19 protein-coding genes and 2 riboswitches are annotated in these 19,046 nt (G+C 70.3%); of the genes, 4 read left to right on the forward strand and 15 right to left on the reverse strand.

Features of this window, described 5'->3' with window-relative positions:
- Nucleotides 1-186: 186 nt before the first annotated feature.
- Both LMU33_RS35920 and LMU33_RS35925 read right to left on the reverse strand, forming a co-directional pair.
- Nucleotides 187-465 carry a DUF4190 domain-containing protein gene (locus tag LMU33_RS35920; RefSeq protein ID WP_228625371.1) on the reverse strand — a complete coding sequence of 93 codons (279 nt, stop codon included), beginning with the start codon at nt 463-465 and terminating at the stop codon, nt 187-189.
- Between the two features lie 32 nt (nt 466-497).
- On the reverse strand, nt 498-665 hold the full coding sequence (locus LMU33_RS35925) for a hypothetical protein (protein WP_228625372.1): 168 nt from the start codon (nt 663-665) through the stop codon (nt 498-500).
- Between the two features lie 145 nt (nt 666-810).
- Between LMU33_RS35925 and LMU33_RS35930 the strand changes: the two genes are divergently transcribed.
- On the forward strand, nt 811-1,437 hold the full coding sequence (locus LMU33_RS35930) for a TetR family transcriptional regulator (RefSeq protein WP_228625373.1): 627 nt from the start codon (nt 811-813) through the stop codon (nt 1,435-1,437).
- 37 nt (nt 1,438-1,474) lie between these two features.
- Here LMU33_RS35930 and LMU33_RS35935 read toward each other — a convergent pair whose 3' ends face one another.
- Nucleotides 1,475-1,825, reverse strand: coding sequence for a hypothetical protein (locus LMU33_RS35935; protein WP_228625375.1), 351 nt, complete (start codon nt 1,823-1,825; stop codon nt 1,475-1,477).
- A 105-nt stretch (nt 1,826-1,930) separates the two neighbouring features.
- Nucleotides 1,931-2,896 (reverse strand): helix-turn-helix transcriptional regulator, encoded by a 966-nt coding sequence (locus LMU33_RS35940; RefSeq protein ID WP_228625377.1) that lies wholly within the window; start codon nt 2,894-2,896, stop codon nt 1,931-1,933.
- 152 nt (nt 2,897-3,048) lie between these two features.
- Here LMU33_RS35940 and LMU33_RS35945 point away from each other — a divergent pair, with 152 nt between their 5' ends.
- Entirely contained in the window at nt 3,049-3,651 is a 603-nt protein-coding gene (locus tag LMU33_RS35945) for a TIGR03086 family metal-binding protein (RefSeq protein WP_228625379.1), read from the forward strand.
- Between the two features lie 95 nt (nt 3,652-3,746).
- On the opposite strand, the gene LMU33_RS35950 is transcribed toward LMU33_RS35945, so the two are convergent.
- Nucleotides 3,747-4,610 (reverse strand): thioesterase family protein, encoded by an 864-nt coding sequence (locus LMU33_RS35950; protein WP_228625381.1) that lies wholly within the window; start codon nt 4,608-4,610, stop codon nt 3,747-3,749.
- 172 nt (nt 4,611-4,782) lie between these two features.
- Here LMU33_RS35950 and LMU33_RS35955 point away from each other — a divergent pair, with 172 nt between their 5' ends.
- Entirely contained in the window at nt 4,783-6,117 is a 1,335-nt protein-coding gene (locus LMU33_RS35955) for an alpha/beta hydrolase (RefSeq protein ID WP_228625383.1), read from the forward strand.
- Here the strand turns inward: LMU33_RS35955 and LMU33_RS35960 are convergent.
- From LMU33_RS35960 to LMU33_RS36005, 10 genes are all read right to left on the reverse strand, one after another.
- Nucleotides 6,026-6,685, reverse strand: coding sequence for a trimeric intracellular cation channel family protein (locus LMU33_RS35960; protein WP_228625384.1), 660 nt, complete (start codon nt 6,683-6,685; stop codon nt 6,026-6,028). The genes LMU33_RS35955 and LMU33_RS35960 overlap by 92 nt on opposite strands.
- A 46-nt stretch (nt 6,686-6,731) precedes the next feature.
- Nucleotides 6,732-8,123, reverse strand: coding sequence for a M1 family metallopeptidase (locus LMU33_RS35965; protein ID WP_228625386.1), 1,392 nt, complete (start codon nt 8,121-8,123; stop codon nt 6,732-6,734).
- Nucleotides 8,124-8,223: 100 nt separating this feature from the next.
- Nucleotides 8,224-9,594: an ABC transporter ATP-binding protein gene (locus LMU33_RS35970; RefSeq protein WP_228625388.1), complete on the reverse strand. Its 1,371-nt coding sequence runs from the start codon at nt 9,592-9,594 to the stop codon at nt 8,224-8,226.
- Nucleotides 9,595-9,617: 23 nt separating this feature from the next.
- Complete coding sequence (locus LMU33_RS35975) at nt 9,618-10,715, reverse strand: ABC transporter ATP-binding protein (protein WP_228625390.1); 1,098 nt, start codon at nt 10,713-10,715, stop codon at nt 9,618-9,620.
- The gene (locus tag LMU33_RS35980) at nt 10,712-11,710 is read right to left on the reverse strand and encodes an ABC transporter permease (RefSeq protein ID WP_228625392.1); all 999 of its coding nucleotides are present in this window, start codon (nt 11,708-11,710) and stop codon (nt 10,712-10,714) included. Before LMU33_RS35980 ends, LMU33_RS35975 begins: the two co-directional genes overlap by 4 nt.
- A 111-nt stretch (nt 11,711-11,821) precedes the next feature.
- Entirely contained in the window at nt 11,822-13,609 is a 1,788-nt protein-coding gene (locus tag LMU33_RS35985) for an ABC transporter substrate-binding protein (RefSeq protein ID WP_228625394.1), read from the reverse strand.
- Between the two features lie 70 nt (nt 13,610-13,679).
- Nucleotides 13,680-14,687 carry an ABC transporter permease gene (locus LMU33_RS35990; RefSeq protein WP_228625396.1) on the reverse strand — a complete coding sequence of 336 codons (1,008 nt, stop codon included), beginning with the start codon at nt 14,685-14,687 and terminating at the stop codon, nt 13,680-13,682.
- Between the two features lie 269 nt (nt 14,688-14,956).
- Nucleotides 14,957-15,775, reverse strand: coding sequence for an enhanced serine sensitivity protein SseB C-terminal domain-containing protein (locus LMU33_RS35995; RefSeq protein WP_228625398.1), 819 nt, complete (start codon nt 15,773-15,775; stop codon nt 14,957-14,959).
- A gap of 177 nt (nt 15,776-15,952) precedes the next feature.
- Nucleotides 15,953-16,744: an enhanced serine sensitivity protein SseB gene (locus tag LMU33_RS36000; RefSeq protein ID WP_228625400.1), complete on the reverse strand. Its 792-nt coding sequence runs from the start codon at nt 16,742-16,744 to the stop codon at nt 15,953-15,955.
- 66 nt (nt 16,745-16,810) lie between these two features.
- Nucleotides 16,811-17,455, reverse strand: coding sequence for an AAA family ATPase (locus LMU33_RS36005; protein ID WP_228625402.1), 645 nt, complete (start codon nt 17,453-17,455; stop codon nt 16,811-16,813).
- Nucleotides 17,456-17,633: 178 nt separating this feature from the next.
- Nucleotides 17,634-17,731, forward strand: a riboswitch (glycine riboswitch).
- Nucleotides 17,732-17,844, forward strand: a riboswitch (glycine riboswitch).
- 43 nt (nt 17,845-17,887) lie between these two features.
- Here LMU33_RS36005 and gcvT point away from each other — a divergent pair.
- On the forward strand, nt 17,888-19,015 hold the full coding sequence (gene gcvT, locus LMU33_RS36010) for a glycine cleavage system aminomethyltransferase GcvT (protein WP_228625404.1): 1,128 nt from the start codon (nt 17,888-17,890) through the stop codon (nt 19,013-19,015).
- Nucleotides 19,016-19,046 lie beyond the last annotated feature (31 nt).

Genomic DNA, 19,046 nt, shown 5'->3' on the forward strand with positions numbered 1-19,046 from the left:
GCGCGGGCCGGCCTGGCCCGCCGTACGCCTCGCCGGGTTGCGCCCGGACCCGGTGGCGTGGCGCCCGGCACTGTCGGCCGTGCCCACCCGTTCCGCCCCGGCGGAACGACTGCCCACGGCGGTGAGGTCCGAGCCGGTGCCCCGTCGTCCTCGGGGGCCGGCACGGGCCGACGGTGCCGTCCCGGCTCACAGGCTCCACGACAGCGTGTGGGAGACCTCCATCGCGATCGCGAGGACGGCCAGGTCGGCGACGCCCAGGGCCAGACCCAGCAGGGCTCGGCCGCGGCGGGCGGTGCCGCGCCAGAGGGAGACGGCGGCCAGGACGATGGCGATCGGGCCGAGGAAGATGTTGAGGACGAGCAGGCCGAGAAGGCCGAGGATGAAGGACGCGACGGCCATGCCGTCGGCGTCGCGTGCGGCCGGGCGGGTCTCGCTGCCGCTCGTGACCGGTGCGGTGAGTTGCATGGTGCTCAGCTCCTGGAAGTCGTGGCGGACGGTCAGTTGGCCGGCGTACGGCGCCGGCGGCCGAGGCGCTCGCGGATCGCGAAGACGCCGAGCCAGACGGCGATGCCTGCGGCGACGGCGACGGTGACGGTCAGCGGCGCGTGAGCGACGGTGCCCAGCACGACACCGAGCAGCATGAGTGCGGCGACGAGGAACAACATGGGATCAGATCCCCCCTCCGGGATACCTCGTACAGGGCCGGTGTGAAGTTTCGGTGAACAGTTGTAGTAACAGTTGTTCACTGACTTCTATGCTAACGCGCTTCCCGGCTTCCCAATTCCAGAGAACAGTTGTTAACTGGATGACATGAGTCACACCCTCGGCATCCGGCAGGCGCAGAAACAGAAGACCCGGCAGGCGCTCCTCGACGCCGCGCTCGCGCTGCTGGAGGAGCAGAGCCTGAGCAGCCTGGGTCTGCGCGAGGTCACCCGGGCCGTCGGCGTCGCACCGACCGCGTTCTACCGGCACTTCCGGTCGACCGCCGACCTCGGCGTGGCGCTGGTCGACGAGGCGCTGGGCAGCCTTCATCCGATGGTGCGGACGACGGTGTCCACGGCGGGCGACAGCGAGGAGCGCATCACGCGCGCCATCGAGTTGATCGCCCGCCACGTGGACGCGTACCCCGCACATGTCCGGTTCATCGCCCGGGAACGGCACGGCGGGGTGCAGCCCGTACGGGAGGCCATCCGCGCCCAACTGGTGCGCTTCGCAGAGGAGGTGAAGGCCGAGCTGGCCAAGGACCCCGAGGCCGCTGGCTGGAGCGACGACGACCTGCTGATGCTCGCGCACCTCTACGTCGACCAGATGCTCATCACCGCCTCGCTGTTCCTGGAGGCCCTGGAGGCGCCGCCGGAGGAACGGGAGCGCGTCACCCAGCTCGCCACCCGGCAGCTGCGGCTCATCTCCATCGGCCGCGGCCACTGGCTGGACTGAGCCGCCCCGCGGACAGCGGCGCAGGCCCGTCCCTCGCTCAGCCCTGCTGACCCTGCCCGCCGCCCGGACCGCCGCAGCCGCCGCCAGGACCGCCCTGGCCGCCGGGAGCGCCGCTCGGCATGCCCGAGGGCGCACCGCCGGGTGTGCCGGTGGGCTTCACGGACGACCCGCCCGACGGCGCGCCCGAAGGCGTGCCGGACGGCATCCGGCTCGGCATCCCGCTCGGCCGGCGGCCGGTGCCGCCCGCGGGCATGCCGGACGGCACCTGACAGGCCTGCTGCCTGCCGGAGTCACCGCTGGACGAGGAGGAGTCGCCCGAGCCGCACGCGGTCAGCAGCAGGGACAGCGCCAGCAGGGCGACAGCGGGGACGAGACGAGCACGCTTCATGAGAGTCAGCTCCGGTGAGGATGAGGAAGTCCTGAGGAACCGCACTCAACCAACGCCGCCTTGGCGGCACTTGAGCTCGTCCTGTCCGCCGGCTGTCAATCGGGGTCAGGGCCCCTCCTGGTACATGGCCGTGACAGAACGGGCCGCCGCCAGCAGTTCCGCGCGGGCCTCGGGCGGGTCCAGCAGCTCCACCTGGTCCGAGAACGCCAGGAGTTGGCGGACCGCACGCAGCGCCGGGTAGGTGAGCCGGGCGGTGACCCAGTCGCTCTCGCCGTCGTCGTCGGGCGGTGCCGTCAGCTGGGCGGCGGCCATCCGCTGGAACATGTCGAGCCGCTCGCGCCGTACCCGCACGGTGACCCCGATCCCGCCCGGCCGGTCCTCCACCTGGCGGCGCAACACCTCCCAGGCGTCGGCGAGTTCGACGCCGGGACGGCGGCGCACCGGTTCGTCCAGCGGCCGGGCCGTGCGGATCCGGTCGGCCCGGAACAGTCGTGGCGCTCCGCGCCGGTCGGCGACCAGGTACCAGACCCCGGCCTTGGCGACCAGGCCGTACGGGTCCACGGTGTACGTCCGCGGCTCCCGGTCCCCGCTGTGCCGGTAGCGCAGCCGCAGGCGCAGGTCGGCGAAGACGGCGTCCTGCAGCACCTCCAGGTCGACGGCCTGCTGGGGGCCGCTCTTCCAGCGGGTGGCGTCCACCAGGATGCGGCGGCTGGTCACCTCGGCGGCGGGCCGGTGCGGCGCGGGCAGCGCGGCCATCACCTTGCGCAGGGCCGAGCCGAGGGCGGCGTCCAGGCCGAGCGCGGCGTGGGCGCCCTGGGCGGCCAGGATGAACAGGGCGCGGGACTCGTCGGCGGTCAGTCCGGTGACGTCGGTGCGGAAGCCGGCGAGGAGTTCGATGCCGCCGTGCCGGCCGCGCTCGGCGTACACCGGGACGCCGGAGGCCGACAGCGCCTCGATGTCCCGGTAGACGGTGCGGACCGACACCTCCAGCCGGTCGGCGAGTTCGTGCGCGGGGACGCGGCCCCGGGTCTGCAGGAGCAGCAGGATCGACAGCAGCCGGTCGGACTTCACGCGCCCAGAATCCCGCCCTCGGCGAGCTTTCCGCAAATGTTGACGGAAGATGTCAGGTTATCCCGCGATGCTCGTCCTACCGGCTCACGGAGACGGCCCACCGGCTCACGGAGACGGCCCTGCCGATTCATGGGGAAACAGAGAGGCACATCATGACCACCACCACCGGTTTCACCGACCCCCGCCCCGTCTACGCCCGCGCCACCGAGCAGGCGGCGGCCCTCGTCAAGACCGTGCGCCCCGAGCACCTCGGCGCCCCGACCCCCTGTTCCGAGTTCGACGTACGGGCCCTGCTGGGCCACATCGTCGGGGCGACCCGGCGGATCGCGGTGGTCGGCGAGGGCGGGGACGGAATGGCGGTGGAGCCGACCACGCACGGGGTGGCGGACGACGGCTGGCCGGCGGCCTACGACGAGGTGCGCGCCCGCGTTCTGAAGGCCTGGGCGAGCGACGAGCGGATGACGTCGCCGGTGCGGGTGCCGTGGGGCGAGGTGCCCGGTCACGCGGCGCTCTCCGGCTATGTCATGGAGATCGTGACCCACACCTGGGACCTCGCCGAGGCGGTCGGTCACCCGCTCGAACTCGACCCGGAACTCGCCGAGTTCGCCCTCGCCACCGCGCGCAGGGTCCTGCCGGACTCCCGGCCGCGGGACGCCGGGACGCCCTTCGACGGCCGTCGCGAGGCTCCCGAGGGCGCCGACGTCTACGGGGAGCTGGCGGCCTGGCTGGGCCGCGCCCCGCTCGGCCGGGCCTGACGCACACCGCCCGGCCGAGCCGGCACGCGACCGGAACGGCCGCCGAGGGCCTCGTCCGGCCAGGCCCGATCCGGCCGAACCGCCAAAGACCTGGGTCAGCCCAGCCTGACCCGGGCCAGCTGGCGCGACTGCGCGACCAGGTGGTTGCCGGTGTCCCAGACCTCCGCGTCCTCCTCCAGGAAGCCGCCGGCCAGGTTACGGGTGGTGATGGACACCCGCAGCGGGCCGGGGGCCGGGCGGCGGCGGACGTGGACGGTGAGTTCCACGGTGGGGACCCAGCCCTTCAGGCCGAGCTCGAAGGCCGTGGGCGGCAGGGCGTCCACCGCGAGCAACAAAGACAGCGGGTCGGCGTCGCGGCCGTCGGCCAGGCCGAACCAGGCCCGCATCTCGCCCTTGCCGGAGGGCGCGCCGAGGGCCCAGCCGAGGGTCGCCGGGTCCAGCTTGAGCATCAGGCGGTCGGCGATCGCCGAGCCGCCCTCGACCGGGGCGGGGCCGTCTTCCGGGCCGAAGCACTCCTCCAGCGGCGGGATCGCGGGCGGCGTCGCGGTCGTACGGACGTCGTCGGGGAGGGCGGTGAGGTCGCCGTAGGAGGCGAGGACGCGGATGCGTTCGACCTCGTTGCCCTTGTCGTCGTACTGGAAGAGGGAGGCCTGGCCGGTGGAGAGGGTGCGGCCGGTGCGGACCATGTCCGTGCGGACGACCGCCGGGCCGGGGCGGGACGCGGTGAGGTAGTGCGCGGAGATGGTGAACGGGTCCTGGTGCGGGAGCGCGTCCGCGAGGGCCCGGCCCAGCACGGCCAGCAGATAGCCGCCGTTGACGGCGTTGAAGATGGTCCAGCCGGCCGAGAGGCCGATGTCGTAGACGCCGGGCTCGCGCCGGGTGACCGCGGTGTCGCGGTCGAACTCGCTGTCGCCGATCACGGCCCGCGACGGGGAGGGTGCGGAAGCTGCTTCTGGCATGGATGAACGGTACAACAGCAAACTACTAAGCGGTAGCTTTCCTGGCATCGGAGCCTGTTCCCCGCGGCGTCCGCCGAGCGGGATCCGCCTCCCGGGTGAGGTTCCGGCAATTTCTAAGTAAGTGTCCAGACACGTCCACAACCTCGAGCCCCTGTTTCCCCTCTATGGGGACATGAGCCTCACCGGGACTCCGTTCCTCTACACGACCATCGTGCTGGCCGTGGTCGCACTGATACTGCCACTCGTCCTGTGGTCGCGGGTGCGCGGGCCCAAGCCCCTGCGCACCGCGGCCAGGCTGGTGATGCTGCTGTTCGCCCAGGGCACCGCCGTCACGCTGATCTTCGTCCTGGTCAACAACCAGAACAACCTTTACGACAACTGGGCCGACCTGCTCGGCACCGGCAACCACGTCCAGCAGGCCCAGGACCTGGGCCGCGACGGTACCGGCGGCATAGCGGTGAAACGGTTGCCCAAGGTCAAGCAGACCTTCACGGCGGCCGAGGGGCCCGGTATGCACGCGGCCGGCGGGGTGCGGGTCACCCAGCTCAAGGGCCGGGTCTCCGGGGTGAACGCCGAGGTCTACGTCTGGCTGCCGCCGCAGTACAACGACCCGGCCTACCGCAACAAGAAGTTCCCGGTGGTCGAGGTGCTGCCGGGCTATCCCGGGTCGGCGAAGGCCTGGTTCGGCTCCATGAAGGCGCACGAGCAGCTGCTGCCGCTGATGAAGAGCGGCCAGGTGGCGCCCTTCATCCTGGTCGCCCCGCGCACCAACCTGCTGGCGGGCGTCGACACCGGCTGCGCGAACATCCCCGGCCAGGTCAACGCGGACACCTGGCTCAGCATCGACGTGCCGAAGATGGTCATGGACAACTTCCGGGCCGAGCCGGCACCGCAGGGCTGGGCCGTGGCCGGGTACTCGGCGGGCGCGCACTGCGCGGTCAAGCTGGCCGTGGCCCACCCGGACCGCTACCGGGCCGCCGTGAGCCTGTCCGGCTACAACGACCCGATCGGCGAGCGCAACTCCCTCGCCTCGCAGAACCCGACCGTGCGCAACGAGAACAACCCCTACCTGCTGCTGAAGAAGGCCGCGGTGCCGCCGCCGATCGCGCTGTACATCTCCGGCGAGTCCGGCGACGGCTATCAGGCGGGCGTGGCGCTCGAGGCCATCGCCAAGGCACCCACCACCGTGCATGTGGTGTTCCTCCCGCGCAGTGCGGGCGGTCACAACATGGCGCTGTGGCGGCCCCAGGTCGCCACGGTGTTCCGCTGGCTCACCCTCCAGATGGGCCAGAACCACGCCCGGGGCCATGACCGGTCTCTTACCGGAACCACCGGTTCTCTTACCGGGGCCGCCGCCGGAAGCACCGGGACCGCCGCCGGCAACACGGGAACCACCGGAGCCGGAACCACCGGGACTAGTCCTCAGTCACCGTTGACCGGCGGTTCCACGCACGCGGAGCTCGCCAGTGGAACCGCATCGCGAGCAGGCGCAGCACAAAGGCGGTGACGACCGCGAGCCCACTGGTGAGGGGGCTCAGGACGTCGTAGTGGATGCACAGCACCACCATCGTGGCGCCGACGATCGCTGGGACCGCGTACAGATCGCGGTCCCAGCGCAGCAGTGAGGGCACCTCGTTGGCCAGCACGTCCCGCAGTACGCCGCCGCCGACCGCGGTGGCGAGGCCCAGCGTCGCCGACGCGGTCAGGTTGAGGCCGTAGCTGTACGCCTTCGTCGTACCGCTGACGCAGAACAGGCCGAGGCCGGCCGCGTCGAAGACCAGCACCGCCGCCTGGATGCGTTCCACGTGCGGGTGCAGGAAGAAGACCACGAGCGCGGCGAGCAGCGGGGTCAGGAAGTACCCGAGGTCGGTGAAGGCGGCCGGGGGTACGGCCCCGATGACCACGTCGCGGAACAGTCCCCCGCCCAGCGCGGTGACCTCGGCGAGCACGGCGATGCCGAAGATGTCGAAGTTCTTCCGGACGGCCAGCAGCGCGCCGGAGATCGCGAACACGAAGATGCCGATGACATCGAGCGTGTGCTGGACGGAGGGACTGAAGATCTGCTGGAGCTGCACCCCTACATTCTCACCTGCCGAAGGGGGTGAACCTTACAAAGCCAGGTCAGAGGGCGGGTTTCCCTGTGGTGAACAGCCAGGTCCGGAAGAGATCGTCCAGCTGCTGCCCGCTGACCCGCTCGGCGAGGCGGATGAAGTCGGCGGTGTCCGCGTTGCCGTACCGGTGGAGCCTGGTCCAGGCGGGCAGCAGCCGGAAGAAGGCCCGGTCGCCGATCCGCTCCCGGAGCATCTGGAGCGTCATCGCGCCGCGCTGGTAGACGGCGGAGGCGAACATCGTGTCGCGCTGCGGGTCGGCGACCTCGGTCTGCCAGAACGACGAGTCGGCGGGCCGGGCGTCGTAGGCGGCGCGGAAGGAGTCGTGCGCCGACCTGGTCCCCTGGTGCTCCGCCCACAGCCACTGGGCGTAGGTGGCGAAGCCCTCGTTGAGCCAGATGTCCTTCCACTGGGCCACGCTCACCGAGTCGCCGAACCACTGGTGGGCCAGTTCGTGCACGATGGTCGTCTCGTTGCGCACGGCCGAGTAGGCGGGCTTGCTCTGCACCTCCAGCGAGAACCCGGCCTCGGGCATGTCGTCCACGATCGCACCGGTCTCCTCGAACGGGTACGGCCCGAAGATCTTCGACCAGTAGTCGGTGGCGGCGGCGGTGACGGCGTACACGTCGACGTTGTTGCTGTTCTTCAGCACCGGGTCGATCGCGACGTAGACCGGGATGCCGCCGGGGGTGCGCCCGGTGCGCACGTCGAACTTCCCGATGGTGGCGGTCGCGAGGTAGGTCGCCATCGGCCTCGACTCGCGCCAGTGGGTGTACGTCGAGCCGCCCTTGTCGTACGTCGACACCAGCCGGCCGTTGGAGACGCCGGTCAGGCCCTTCGGCGCCTTGATCCGGATGTCGTAGGTGGCCTTGTCGGCGGGGTGGTCGCTGGACGGGAACCAGGTGGAGGCGGCGTTGGGCTCGCAGGCCACGAAGACCCCGTCGGCCGTCTTCATCCAGCCGTACTTGGAGCCGAACACGATGGGGCCGCCGAGGGGCTGGGGGGTACCGCCGTAGGTGACGGACACCCGGAAGGTGCGGCCCCGGGCGAGGCTGTGGCGCGGGGTGACGACGAGTTCGTCCCCGGTGCGCGTGAACTCGGCGCGTCTGCCGTCGACTTCGACGCGGATGACGTCCAGCTGCTGCAGGTCCAGGTCGAAGGAGGAGAGGTTCTGGGTGGCGCGCGCGGTGAGGGTCGTACGGCCGTCCAGTCGGCCGGTGTCGGGGGCGTAGGCGACGTCGAGGTCGTAGTGGAGGGCGTCGAAGCCGCCGTTGCCGAGGTTCGGGAAGTAGGGGTCGTCGATGCCGGGGGCGCCGTGGGTGGGGGCGGGCGCGGCGGCGATGACGAGGAAGGAGACCGCCGCGGTCGCGAGAGTCCCCAGACGTGCCGAACGGGAGAGTGCCATCAGTCGTCCCTTTCGAGCGTGTACCGATCAGTGGTCGGACACGAACGACTGTGCGCTCTCCCGTTCGGGCATGTGCATGACTTTGCCCAGTTGTCATGTGCTACTTGTCGGTTGACTCCTGGGACTCGGTCTCGGAGGCCTCGGCGGAGGCTTCAGAGGTCTCCTCGGCGGACGCCTCGGTGGTCTCCACGGAGGGCTCCTCAGCGGGCTCCTCGGCGGCCTCCGCCTCGGTCCCGGCCTCCTCGGCAGACGCTACGGCGGCCTCCTCGGCGGCCGGCTCGGCCGTCTCCTCGGCCAGCTCCGCCGCCACCGCCGCCGACGTCTCCGCCGACTCGGCGAGGACCTCGTCGGCGACCAGCTCGGCCGCCTCCTTCGCGGCGGTCAGCAGAACCGTGTCCTGCGGGGCCTGGTCCTCGAAGTTCTCCGGGTGGTGGCAGGCGACCCGCTGACCGGGCTTCAGCTCCAGCAGCTGCGGCTCGGTGGACCGGCAGATCTCCGTGGCCTTCCAGCACCGGGTGTGGAAGCGGCAGCCCGAGGGCGGCGAGATCGGCGAGGGCACGTCGCCCTTGAGCAGGATGCGCTCGCTCTTGGCGTTCTTCCGCTTCGGGTCCGGGATCGGCACCGCCGACATCAGCGCCTTGGTGTACGGGTGCATCGGCGCCTTGTACAGCGAGTCCCGGTCCGCCAGCTCCACGATCTTGCCGAGGTACATCACGGCGATGCGGTCCGAGACGTGCCGGACGACCGAGAGGTCGTGCGCGATGATCACGTACGTCAGGCCGAGCTCCTCCTGGAGGTCGTCCATGAGGTTCACGACCTGCGCCTGGATCGACACGTCCAGCGCGGAGACCGGCTCGTCCGCGACGACCAGCTTCGGCTTCAGGGCGAGCGCGCGGGCGATGCCGATGCGCTGGCGCTGACCGCCGGAGAACTCGTGCGGATAGCGGTTGTAGTGCTCGGGGTTGAGACCGACCACCGACAGCAGTCGCTGCACTTCCTTCTTGATGCCGCCCTCCGGCTCGACGCCCTGGAGCCGGAAGGGGGCTCCGACGATCGTGCCGATGGTGTGGCGCGGGTTCAGCGACGAGTACGGGTCCTGGAAGATCATCTGCACGTCGCGGCGCATGGGACGCATGCCGCCCACGCCGAGGTGCGTGATGTCCTTGCCCTCGAACTCGATGGTGCCGGCGGTCGGTTCGAGCAGCCGGGTGATCAGCCGGCCCATCGTCGACTTGCCGCAGCCGGACTCGCCCACGACGCCGAGGGTTTCACCGGAGCGGACCTCGAAGTCGAGCCCGTCGACCGCGCGGACCGCGCCGACCTGCCGCTGCAAGAGGCCCTTCTTGATGGGGAAGTGCTTCTGCAGCCCCGTCACCTTCAGCAGGACCTCGCCGGGAGCGGCGTCCTTGTTCAGCGTGGCCGTACCGGCGGACTTCTCTTCCGTGCCGTCGCTCTGTGCAGGGATCCTCACTGCCTTGTCCTCTGCGTTCTCACTCACAGCTTCGGCGCAATCTCTTCGGTCCAGATCCGTTCCCGCTGCTCCTGGGACATGTGGCAGGCGGCCCAGTGCTTGCTCCCGACCTCGGTCAGCTCGGGGCGGACCGTGCGGGTCAGGTTGTCCTTCGGGATGTCCGCGTACGGGCAGCGCGGGTTGAAGGCGCAGCCGGACGGGATGTTGATCAGCGAGGGCGGCGATCCCTTGACCGGGATCAGGCGCTCCTGCTGGTCGCGGTCGAGGCGCGGCATCGAGCCGAGCAGACCCCAGGTGTAGGGGTGGCGGGGCTCGTAGAACACCTTCTCGGCCGGGCCGCGCTCGACGCAGCGGCCGCCGTACATCACCAGGATGTCGTCGGCCAGTTCGGCGACGACGCCCAGGTCGTGGGTGATGATGATGACCGCGGAGCCGAACTCCTTCTGCAGGTCGCGGATGAGGTCGAGGATCTGCGCCTGGACCGTCACGTCGAGCGCGGTGGTCGGCTCGTCCGCGATCAGCAGCTCGGGGTTGTTCACCAGCGACATGGCGATCATGGCGCGCTGGCGCATACCGCCGGAGAACTCGTGCGGGTAGCTGTCGACCCGCTTGTCCGGCTGCGGGATGCCCACACGGTCGAGCATCTCGACCGCACGGCGCTTGGCGGTCTTCTTGTCGACGTCGTGGTGGGTCCGGTAGGCCTCCACGATCTGCGCGCCGATCGTGTAGTACGGGTGCAGCGCCGACAGCGGGTCCTGGAAGATCATCGCCATGTCGCGGCCGCGCAGCTTGCGCACGTGGTCGGGGTCGGCGGACAGCAGCTCGGTGCCGTTCAGCCAGATCTCGCCGGAGATCTGCGCCTTGCGCTTGCCGTACTGGCCGGCGGTGTGCAGGCCCATGATGCCGAGCGAGGTCACGGACTTGCCGGAACCCGACTCGCCCACGATGCCGAGGGTCTTGCCCTTCTCCAGCTGGAAGCTGAGCCCGTCGACGGACTTCACCAGGCCGTCGTCGGTCGGGAAGTGCACCTTCAGGTCGCGCACTTCCAGGAAGGAGGACGGCGCGGGCGAGGAGTCCGTGGGCTCGCCCACGGCCGCTCCGGTCTTGCTGAGTTCGGTCATGCGAGCCTCACTCGGGGGTCGATCACGGCGTACAGGATGTCCACCGCGAGGTTGGCGATGAGCACCGCGAGGGAGGTGATCAGGGTCACGCCCAGGATGATGGGCAGGTCCTGGTTCTTGATGGCGGTCAGCACGGCCTGGCCGAGGCCGGGGATGCTGAACGTGGTCTCGGTGAGGATCGCGCCGCCGATGAGGGCGCCGAGGTCCATGCCGAGCATGGTCAGGATCGGGGTCATCGTCGAGCGCATGGCGTGCTTGCCGATGACGACAGGCTCCGTGAGGCCCTTGGCGCGGGCGGTGCGGATGTAGTCCTCGCCGAGGATCTCCAGCATCGTGGCCCGGGTGATCCGGGCGTACATCGCCGCGTACAGGAAGGCGAGGGTGATCCAGGGCAGGATCATGCTTCCGAACCAGCCGGTGACGCTGTCGCCGAGCGCGACGTAATTGCCGCTGCCCCACTTCAGTCCGAAGACGAAGATCGCAGAGGCGAGCAGGCCCGTGAAGTAGATCGGCAGGGAGACGCCGCTGAGGGCGACGACCATCGCGCCGCGGTCCCAGAGGCTGCCCCGCTTGAGGGCGGAGAGCACACCCGCCGCGACACCGAAGACCAGCCACAGCACGGCGGCGCCGAGCGCGAGACCCAGGGTCACCGGGAAGCGGTCGGTCAGCACCGGCCAGACGGCCTGCTCGCTGCGGAAGGAGTAGCCGAAGCACGGCGCGGCGCAGTGGGTGACATCGCCGCCGGCCGCGTAGGTGCGGCCCACGAAGATGCCCTTGAAGAAGTGCCAGACCTGAGCGTAGATCGGGTCGCTCAGACCCAGCTTCTCGCGCACCGCCTCGACGGCGTGCGGGTCTGCCTGCTTGCCCACGAAGCTCGTGGCGATGTCCACGCCCGCCCACTTGGGGACGAGGAAGAAGATGCTGAAGACCACCAGGATGATGACGACCAGCATCACTGCGGCGGCGAACAGCCGCCTGATGAGGTAAGCGAGCACAGCTAACGGCCCGCCGCGGACCGCGGGCCCTTCGGAGGTCGTCCGAGGGGCCCGCGGCTCGCCGCGCCGGCCTTCACCTGCCTTTCGTGCCGTACGGCGGGTGTGCCGGGTTTACTTCGTGGACTTCAGGCCGAGGTTGACGAAGTCGTAGTAACCGCTGTACGCGTTCGTCGTGTACACGTTGGCCAGACGCGAGGAGCGGATGTTGAGCAGCCGCTCGAAGGTGAAGGGCAGGTAGTACGCGCCCTCCATGACCTTGTGGTTGATCTCGGTGGAGAGCTGGGTCTTCTTCGACTCGTCCAGCGTGGTGGTGTACTGGTCAAAGAGACCGTCGATCGTCTTGTCCTTGATCAGAGCGTAGTTGTTGTTACCGCTCTGCAGGATGTAGTGGCTGCTCCACAGCGGGATGCCGTAGCCCTGGACGGTCGGGAAGTCCGGACCCCAGCCCATGATGATGATGCCGAGCTTCTTCTTCGCCACGTTCGAGGGCGAACCGATGATGCCCGGGCTCTGCGAGCCGTCGTACTGGTAGATGTCGGCGTTGATGCCGACCTTCTTCAGCGCGGCCTGCAGGGACTCGGCGGTGGCCACTTCCTGCGACTTGTTGTTGCGGACGGCGATGGTGGTGGAGAAGCCGTTCGGCTTGCCGCAGGCCTTGAGCTCCTGCTTGGCCAGGTCGACGTTGCCGTTCTTGTTGGCACCGGAGATCTGGTACGGGTCGTACTTCTGGCCCTCGCCACCGGCGAGAGTCGGCGGAAGCATGTTGGTGCCGATGTCACCACCGGCGACCGGGCCACCGCGGGCGGTCTGCAGCGACACGTGGTCGGCGGCGTAGATCACGGCCTTGCGGCAGTGGAGGTTGTCGAACGGCTTGACGCTCTGCGGGAAGACCGCGTAGCGGATGAAGCCGGAGACCGGGTTGTCCAGGTTGTCCTTGTGCTGCTTCAGGGCGATCTGGCGGCCCTGCGGGCCCAGGCCGGTCTGGGAGGCGTCCACGTCGTAGTCGCCGTTGATCAGCTGCTGGTCCGAGTTCACCTGGTTGGTGGAGATGTCCAGGGTGATCTTGTCCGGGTAGGCCTTGCGGACCGGGTCCGAGGAGGCCTTCCAGTTGGAGTTGCGGACCAGGACCAGGTTCTTGCCCGGGCTGTACGACTGGAACTTGTACGGACCCGAGGAGAACGGGTGCAGGCCGTACTTGGACTTGGTGTCCATGTCCTGGCGGACCGGGGAGGCCGTGACCATCGCCAGCACCTGCAGGAAGTCCGAGTTGGGCGTCGGCAGGTGGAAGACGACCGTCTTCGCGTCCGGCGTCGAGATCGCCTTCAGACCCAGGTGGTCCTTCGCGGAGTCCTTGTACGGACCCTTGTAGGTGTTCTTCGGGTCGAGCATCTGCTGCAGGTAGATCGGACCGCCGGACAGGACGTCCTGCGCCCAGACGCGCTCGATGCCGTACTTGATGTCCTGGGAGGTGATCGGCTTGCCGTCCTCCCACGTGACGCCGTCGCGCAGCGTGAAGGTGTAGGTCTTGCCGCCGTCCGAGACCTTGCCCATGTCGGTGGCGAGGTCCGGGGTGAGCGTGGCGCCCTCGGCACCCGGCGCCGTCTTGTAGGTGACCAGCTGGCGGCTGTAGTAGCGGGAGAAGTCCCACATGAAGCCGTAGTAGCCGCGCGTGGTGTCCCACGAGTCGGCGTCCTGCGTGCTCACGAACTTCAGCGTGCCGCCCTTTTTGACCTGGTCGGCCTGGGCGACCTTGTTGACCGCGGCGTTGAAGCCGGCCGCGCCGTTCTTCGAGCCGCCGCCGTTGCCACCGCCGCACGCCGCCGTGGTCAGCAGGCCGGCGACCACTGCGGCAGCGGCAAGGGCCTGCTTGCGCCGCCCTGAGGTGCGTTGGGTGTTCACGATCTCGGATCCTCCGGATTTGATGAGAGACCCCGTGGCGGAGCTCACGGGACGCTTGGGATACGGCACGTCAGCGGGAGGCCTTCGGGTCGAGCGCGTCTCGCACGCCGTCGCCGAACAGGTTGAACGCCAGCACCGTGATGAAGATCGCCACGCCCGGGATGACCATGTACATGGGGTCCGAGTCGTAGTAGTCGATCGCGCTCGAGAGCATCTGTCCCCAGGAGGAGGTGGGCGGCTTGACGCCCACACCCAGGAAGCTGAGGGCCGCCTCGGTGAGGATGTTGGTGGGGATCATCATCGTCGTGTACACGATGATGGGCGCGACGAGGTTGGGCAGCAGCTCCTTGAAGAGGATGTAGAACCGCCCGGCGCCGAGCGAGCGGGCCGCCTCGACGTACTCGCGTTCGCGCAGCGAGAGCGTCTGACCGCGCACGACACGTCCGATGTACGGCCAGCCGAAGAAGCCGATGACCAGGATCATCACGAAGACGCGCACACCCGTGCCGGTGAGGCCCAGCATCTGGTTGGGCATGACGGAGACCAGCGCGATGATGAACAGCAGCTGCGGGAAGGCGAGCAGGCCGTCCATGACCCGGCTGATGAGCGAGTCGACCCAGCCGCCGAAGAAGCCCGCCAGGATACCGAGGACGGTGCCCAGGATGACGGCCACCACGGCCGACAGGAAGCCGACGAGCAGCGAGATCCGGGCGCCGTAGAGGATGCGGGCGAAGATGTCGCGGCCGTTGACCGGTTCCACACCGAGCAGGTGGTCGCCGCTCAGGCCGCCCAGGGACCCCTTGGGCGTGCTGAAGAGCGGGTCGATCAGGCTCTGGTGGTACAGGTCCGGGTCCTGGCCCACGAGGCTCGTGATCACCGGTGCGAGCAGCGCGATCACGATCAGGAGAAGCACGACTATGCCGCCCGTGAGGGCGAGCTTGTCCCGCTTGAGGCGTTCCCAGGCGATCCGTCCCAGGGACCGGCCCTGGACGGCCTTCGCGTCGCCGGCCGCGACCGCCGCTTCCTCGGCCGCACCCGGGGCCGCTTCCGCGGTCGGCTCGTGCAATGGTGCCGTCATTAGGCTGGGACCCCTCTCAACCGGCGGTAGCCGGCCCGCGCTTGCCGCTGGTAGCGGCATCAAACAGTCCGTCGTACACAGGGGCGAACCCCTTGAAGGGGGAGTCTTCAACGCTGGCGCGATCAGCCGCCAGCCTTGACGGGGAATGGATGCGCAACCGTGATGCAAGCTGGCGTTTCCTGTTATGCGGACAGGAAATCGCGGCGACCGGACGGCGCCGGGCGGGAGATAGGGGTGCGGCGAAGGTCTTTACGGGCGATATGCCCAGGTCAGTAGCCGCCGTGCACCGGTGGATAGCCGTAGCCGGCGGCCGGGGCCTGGGGGGAGGCCTGGAGCTGCGGCTGGGGCGGGGCCGCGTGGGCCTCGCGGTCGTAGAACGGCCGGGCGTTGACCCGCATCCACATCACGACCGGGTCGTGGTCGTCGGTCATGGCGACCGTCGACACCGGCAGGCCCTCCGGGACCGCACCGACGGACTGCTGCATCATCGCGCGCACCGAGTCGACCGCGGCCGGGGAGGTGTCGTACACGTCCAGGCCGATGGCGAGGTACGGCGCGCCGAGCGCCGGCTGCACCCAGGCGCGGCGCAGGGAGCGCAGGGCCGGGGTGCGGTGGGCGTTCTGCGCGAGGAGGGCGTAGAACTGCGCGATCTCGATGCCGGGCTCGGTCAGCCGGAGGGGGCCCGCGGGCTGGCGGTCCAGACCCGTGGCGATGCGGCGCAGGTCCAGCCAGGGGATGCCGACACCGCCGCCGGGGGCGTGCGGGTTGAGCCAGAGGCCGTAGTGGTCGGGGTAGAGGGTGCGGGCCACGTCGAGTCCCTCGACGACCTCGTACGACCGGTTCCAGCCGCTGGCCGAGAGTTCCTGGGCGGAGGTGACGCAGGGGGCGTACTGGAAGCCGTCGACCTCCATGTTCCCGTACTGGGCGTCCGGGGAGCCGGCCTGGCCGTGCCACAGGAGCATCCAGATCTGGCCGGAGGACGGGGTGGCGAGGGCGCGGAGCAGGGCCTCGTAGGCGTCGTAGCGGCCGGGGGTGACCTGGCGCAGCGTGTGTTCCACGCCGACGCTGCCGCTGTGGCTCGCGCTCACCTGTCGTGCCCTTCTTGTCGTGCCCCGGTGTCTGGAGACAGCTTATGCGCCTACTGGCCCGGGGCCCTGGGTGCGTGCACGGGTGCGGTTGTGTGCGGCTGGTCGCGCCCACGCGGCGGAGCCGCATGTCGGGCACAGCCCCGCGCCCCTCAGGTTGGCTGCCCCTTGCGTCGGCTTCTAGTGGCCGTGCTGGTAGAAGGGACGGACGTTCGACCTCAGCCATTCGGACACCGGGTCGTCCGTCACGTCCATGAGGACCAGGTTGACCGGCCACTTGACCGGGACTTTGCCGAGGGCTCTGCCCAGGGCCTGCAGGGGCAGGGTGCGCAGGTCGCCCTCCCACTGGGACAGCTCGACGCCCACGAACATCACCGGCTCGTCCGTCTCTATGGCGGCCAGGCAGCGGCGGGCGGTGAGGACCACGCCGGTCCCGGCGAACTCGGCGGACGCGGCGGAGAGGAAGTCGACCGGGTCGTCCTGCCAGTCGGGCTCGAAGAGGCGGACCCGGGCGCCGGTGTTCGGGCCGTCCAGCGGGGTACGGCCGGCTCGGCACAGCTCGGCCACCGCCGCGGGCGGGAGCGGGATGCCGACCAGCGCGTCGGGGTTGACCGCGAGGCCGACCTGCGGGGGCAGGCCGCGGGCGAACTCCACGGCGGGGGCGATGGTGTACGCCATGTGGGAGCCGGCCGCCTGGCGCAGCTGCTCCTCGGAGCTGAACACCGGGACGTAGGCCTGGCCCCCGATGTCCAGCGTGGGCAGGTCGAGGGCGGTGCTGTCCGGGCCGCCGCCGCTGGGCAGCGGGATCCAGAGCAGGCTCCGGCCCAGCACCTCGATGATCCGGCCGGCCGCGGCGGGTATGCCGAGGGAGGCCGAGAGCACCTCCTCCAGCTCGTTGCCGGGCCAGCCGCCGTGCGGCTGGGGGTGCGCCTGTGCCGGGAAGTCCGCGGGAATGTCCGCCGGGAAGTCCATCTGCCTACCGCCTGCTGGTAACCACTGCTGTGACCATGAAGGCTATCGGGTGACCGTGACAGTGCCTCACCTCCTGAACGTGATCCGCCGCAGGGCGTCCGCCGCCGGGCGGTCCAGCAGCACGGCCGCGCCGCAGCCCGCGGGCAGCTCACCGCGCTCGACCGCGGCGAGCAGCCGGGCGGTCGTACGGCGGTGGCGGCGGAAGGCGTAGGCGGAGACGCCCCGGCCGCGCTCGCGCTGGCCCTCTCGCGCGGTCTCGGGGCTGACGTCGAGCAGGAGCAGATGGAGGGTGCCGCCACGGCGGCGGGCCTCGCGGGCGAGCCAGGCGCGCACCCAGGGCTGGGTGCCGCAGTCGTGCACGACGACGCCCTCGCCGGTGCGCAGGGCGCGGCGCAGGCCGGCGTAGTGGGCGAGGCGGACCAGGGGGCGGTAGAGGGCGTACGGGAGGGCGCGGGGCAGGCGGGCCGCGAAGCGGTCGCGGGTGTCCTGGGAGTCGATGCGGCGGCCGGCGACCGCGCGGCGCATCAGGGTGGACTTGCCGCTGCCGGGCAGGCCGGCCATCACGACCAGGTCGTGGGGGCCGAAGGCCAGGGCGCCGGGGCCGCGGCCGGTGCGGTCGCGCAGGTCACGGACGCTCCGGTCCGCGGCGGTGCGTTGCCTCGGTACCGCGATGCCGGTGGCGGCGGTGGCGTACAACGGGGTCCTGTTCACCGTGATCGTCCTCCCCCATGGGCTTGGCAATATTCATGCCCGGCAAATCTAAAGGGAAGGTAATGCACGGGGCGCGGCGGTTTCGTGCGCGTCCTGCCACAGCTCGGTTACGGATGCGGCCCTGACGGGCGGGGGTGCGGCGTGCAATGATGTGGCCGCCAACTGCATACCGGCCGTTTGAATCCGCGCGGGAGAGTTCCCAGCAGTCTTCGCTGGGACGCCGAAGGAGCAAGTCCCTCCCTTGAATCTCTCAGGCCCCGTTACCGCGCGGGCGAGGCACATCTGAAAAGCGGGCCGCTTCGACAGTGGCTCCACCCAAGGTGCAAGCCGTGATCGTCCCTGTGGCGGTCCTGGCGAACCTCTCAGGTTCCGATGACAGATGGGGAGGAACGATCCTCGCCCGTCCTGCCTTCCCTGGGAGACGACCGACCGATGAGCAGTACCGAACCCTCCGAGCTGCGCCACACCGCGCTCGATGCCCTGCATCGCTCGCTCGGTGCGACGATGACCGACTTCGCCGGCTGGGACATGCCGCTGCGCTACGGCTCCGAGCGCGACGAGCACATCGCCGTGCGGACGAAGGCGGGCCTGTTCGACCTCTCCCACATGGGCGAGATCACCGTCACCGGCGCCGGGGCGGCCGCCCTCCTGAACCACGCCCTGGTCGGCAACATCGCCTCCGTCGGCGTGGGCCGCGCCCGCTACACCATGATCTGCCGGGCCGACGGCGGCATCCTGGACGACCTGATCGTCTACCGGCTGGCCGAGACCGAGTACATGGTCGTGGCCAACGCCTCCAACGCCCAGGTGGTGCTGGACGCCCTCGTCGAGCGTTCCGCCGGCTTCGACGCCGAGGTGCGCGACGACCGGGACGCCTACGCGCTGATCGCCGTCCAGGGGCCGGAGTCCCCCGGCATCCTGAAGTCCCTCACCGACGCCGACCTCGACGGCCTGAAGTACTACGCAGGCCTGCCCGGCACGGTCGCCGGCGTCCCGGCCCTGATCGCCCGCACCGGATACACCGGCGAGGACGGCTTCGAGCTGTTCGTGCGGCCCGAGCACGCGGTCGAGCTGTGGCAGGCGCTGACCAAGGCCGGCGAGGGCGTCGGCCTGGTCCCCTGCGGCCTGTCCTGCCGGGACACCCTGCGCCTGGAGGCGGGCATGCCGCTGTACGGGCATGAGCTGACCACCTCGCTCACCCCCTTCGACGCCGGTCTCGGCCGGGTGGTGAAGTTCGAGAAGGAGGGCGACTTCGTGGGGCGCGAGGCGCTCGCCGAGGCCGCCGCCCGCGCCGAGCAGAACCCGCCGCGGGTCCTGGTCGGCCTGGTCGCCGAGGGCCGCCGGGTGCCGCGCGCCGGGTACGCCGTCGTCGCCGGCGGCGAGGTGATCGGCGAGGTCACCTCCGGCGCCCCCTCCCCCACCCTGGGCAAGCCGATCGCCATGGCCTACGTCGACGCGGCGCACGCGGCGCCGGGAACCGAGGGCGTCGGCGTGGACATCCGGGGCAGCCACGAGCCGTACGAGGTCGTGGCTCTGCCGTTCTACAAGCGCCAGAAGTAGACACTGGACGCGGTCACCGTGTGACGCCGCG

It is taken from the genome of Streptomyces barringtoniae, from assembly GCF_020819595.1.
Classification (GTDB): domain Bacteria; phylum Actinomycetota; class Actinomycetes; order Streptomycetales; family Streptomycetaceae; genus Streptomyces; species Streptomyces barringtoniae.

What these genes read in the sequence shown, in the direction of transcription:
- LMU33_RS35945 (WP_228625379.1), top strand. Translation starts at nt 3,049, where the DNA reads ATGACCACCACCACCGGTTTCACCGACCCCCGCCCCGTCTACGCCCGC.
- LMU33_RS35990 (WP_228625396.1), bottom strand. Translation starts at nt 14,687, where the DNA reads ATGACGGCACCATTGCACGAGCCGACCGCGGAAGCGGCCCCGGGTGCG.
- LMU33_RS35930 (WP_228625373.1), top strand. Translation starts at nt 811, where the DNA reads ATGAGTCACACCCTCGGCATCCGGCAGGCGCAGAAACAGAAGACCCGG.
- LMU33_RS35935 (WP_228625375.1), bottom strand. Translation starts at nt 1,825, where the DNA reads ATGAAGCGTGCTCGTCTCGTCCCCGCTGTCGCCCTGCTGGCGCTGTCC.
- LMU33_RS35975 (WP_228625390.1), bottom strand. Translation starts at nt 10,715, where the DNA reads ATGACCGAACTCAGCAAGACCGGAGCGGCCGTGGGCGAGCCCACGGAC.
- gcvT (WP_228625404.1), top strand. Translation starts at nt 17,888, where the DNA reads ATGAGCAGTACCGAACCCTCCGAGCTGCGCCACACCGCGCTCGATGCC.
- LMU33_RS35965 (WP_228625386.1), bottom strand. Translation starts at nt 8,123, where the DNA reads ATGGCACTCTCCCGTTCGGCACGTCTGGGGACTCTCGCGACCGCGGCG.
- LMU33_RS35955 (WP_228625383.1), top strand. Translation starts at nt 4,783, where the DNA reads ATGAGCCTCACCGGGACTCCGTTCCTCTACACGACCATCGTGCTGGCC.
- LMU33_RS35925 (WP_228625372.1), bottom strand. Translation starts at nt 665, where the DNA reads ATGTTGTTCCTCGTCGCCGCACTCATGCTGCTCGGTGTCGTGCTGGGC.
- LMU33_RS35950 (WP_228625381.1), bottom strand. Translation starts at nt 4,610, where the DNA reads ATGCCAGAAGCAGCTTCCGCACCCTCCCCGTCGCGGGCCGTGATCGGC.
- LMU33_RS36000 (WP_228625400.1), bottom strand. Translation starts at nt 16,744, where the DNA reads ATGGACTTCCCGGCGGACATTCCCGCGGACTTCCCGGCACAGGCGCAC.
- LMU33_RS35920 (WP_228625371.1), bottom strand. Translation starts at nt 465, where the DNA reads ATGCAACTCACCGCACCGGTCACGAGCGGCAGCGAGACCCGCCCGGCC.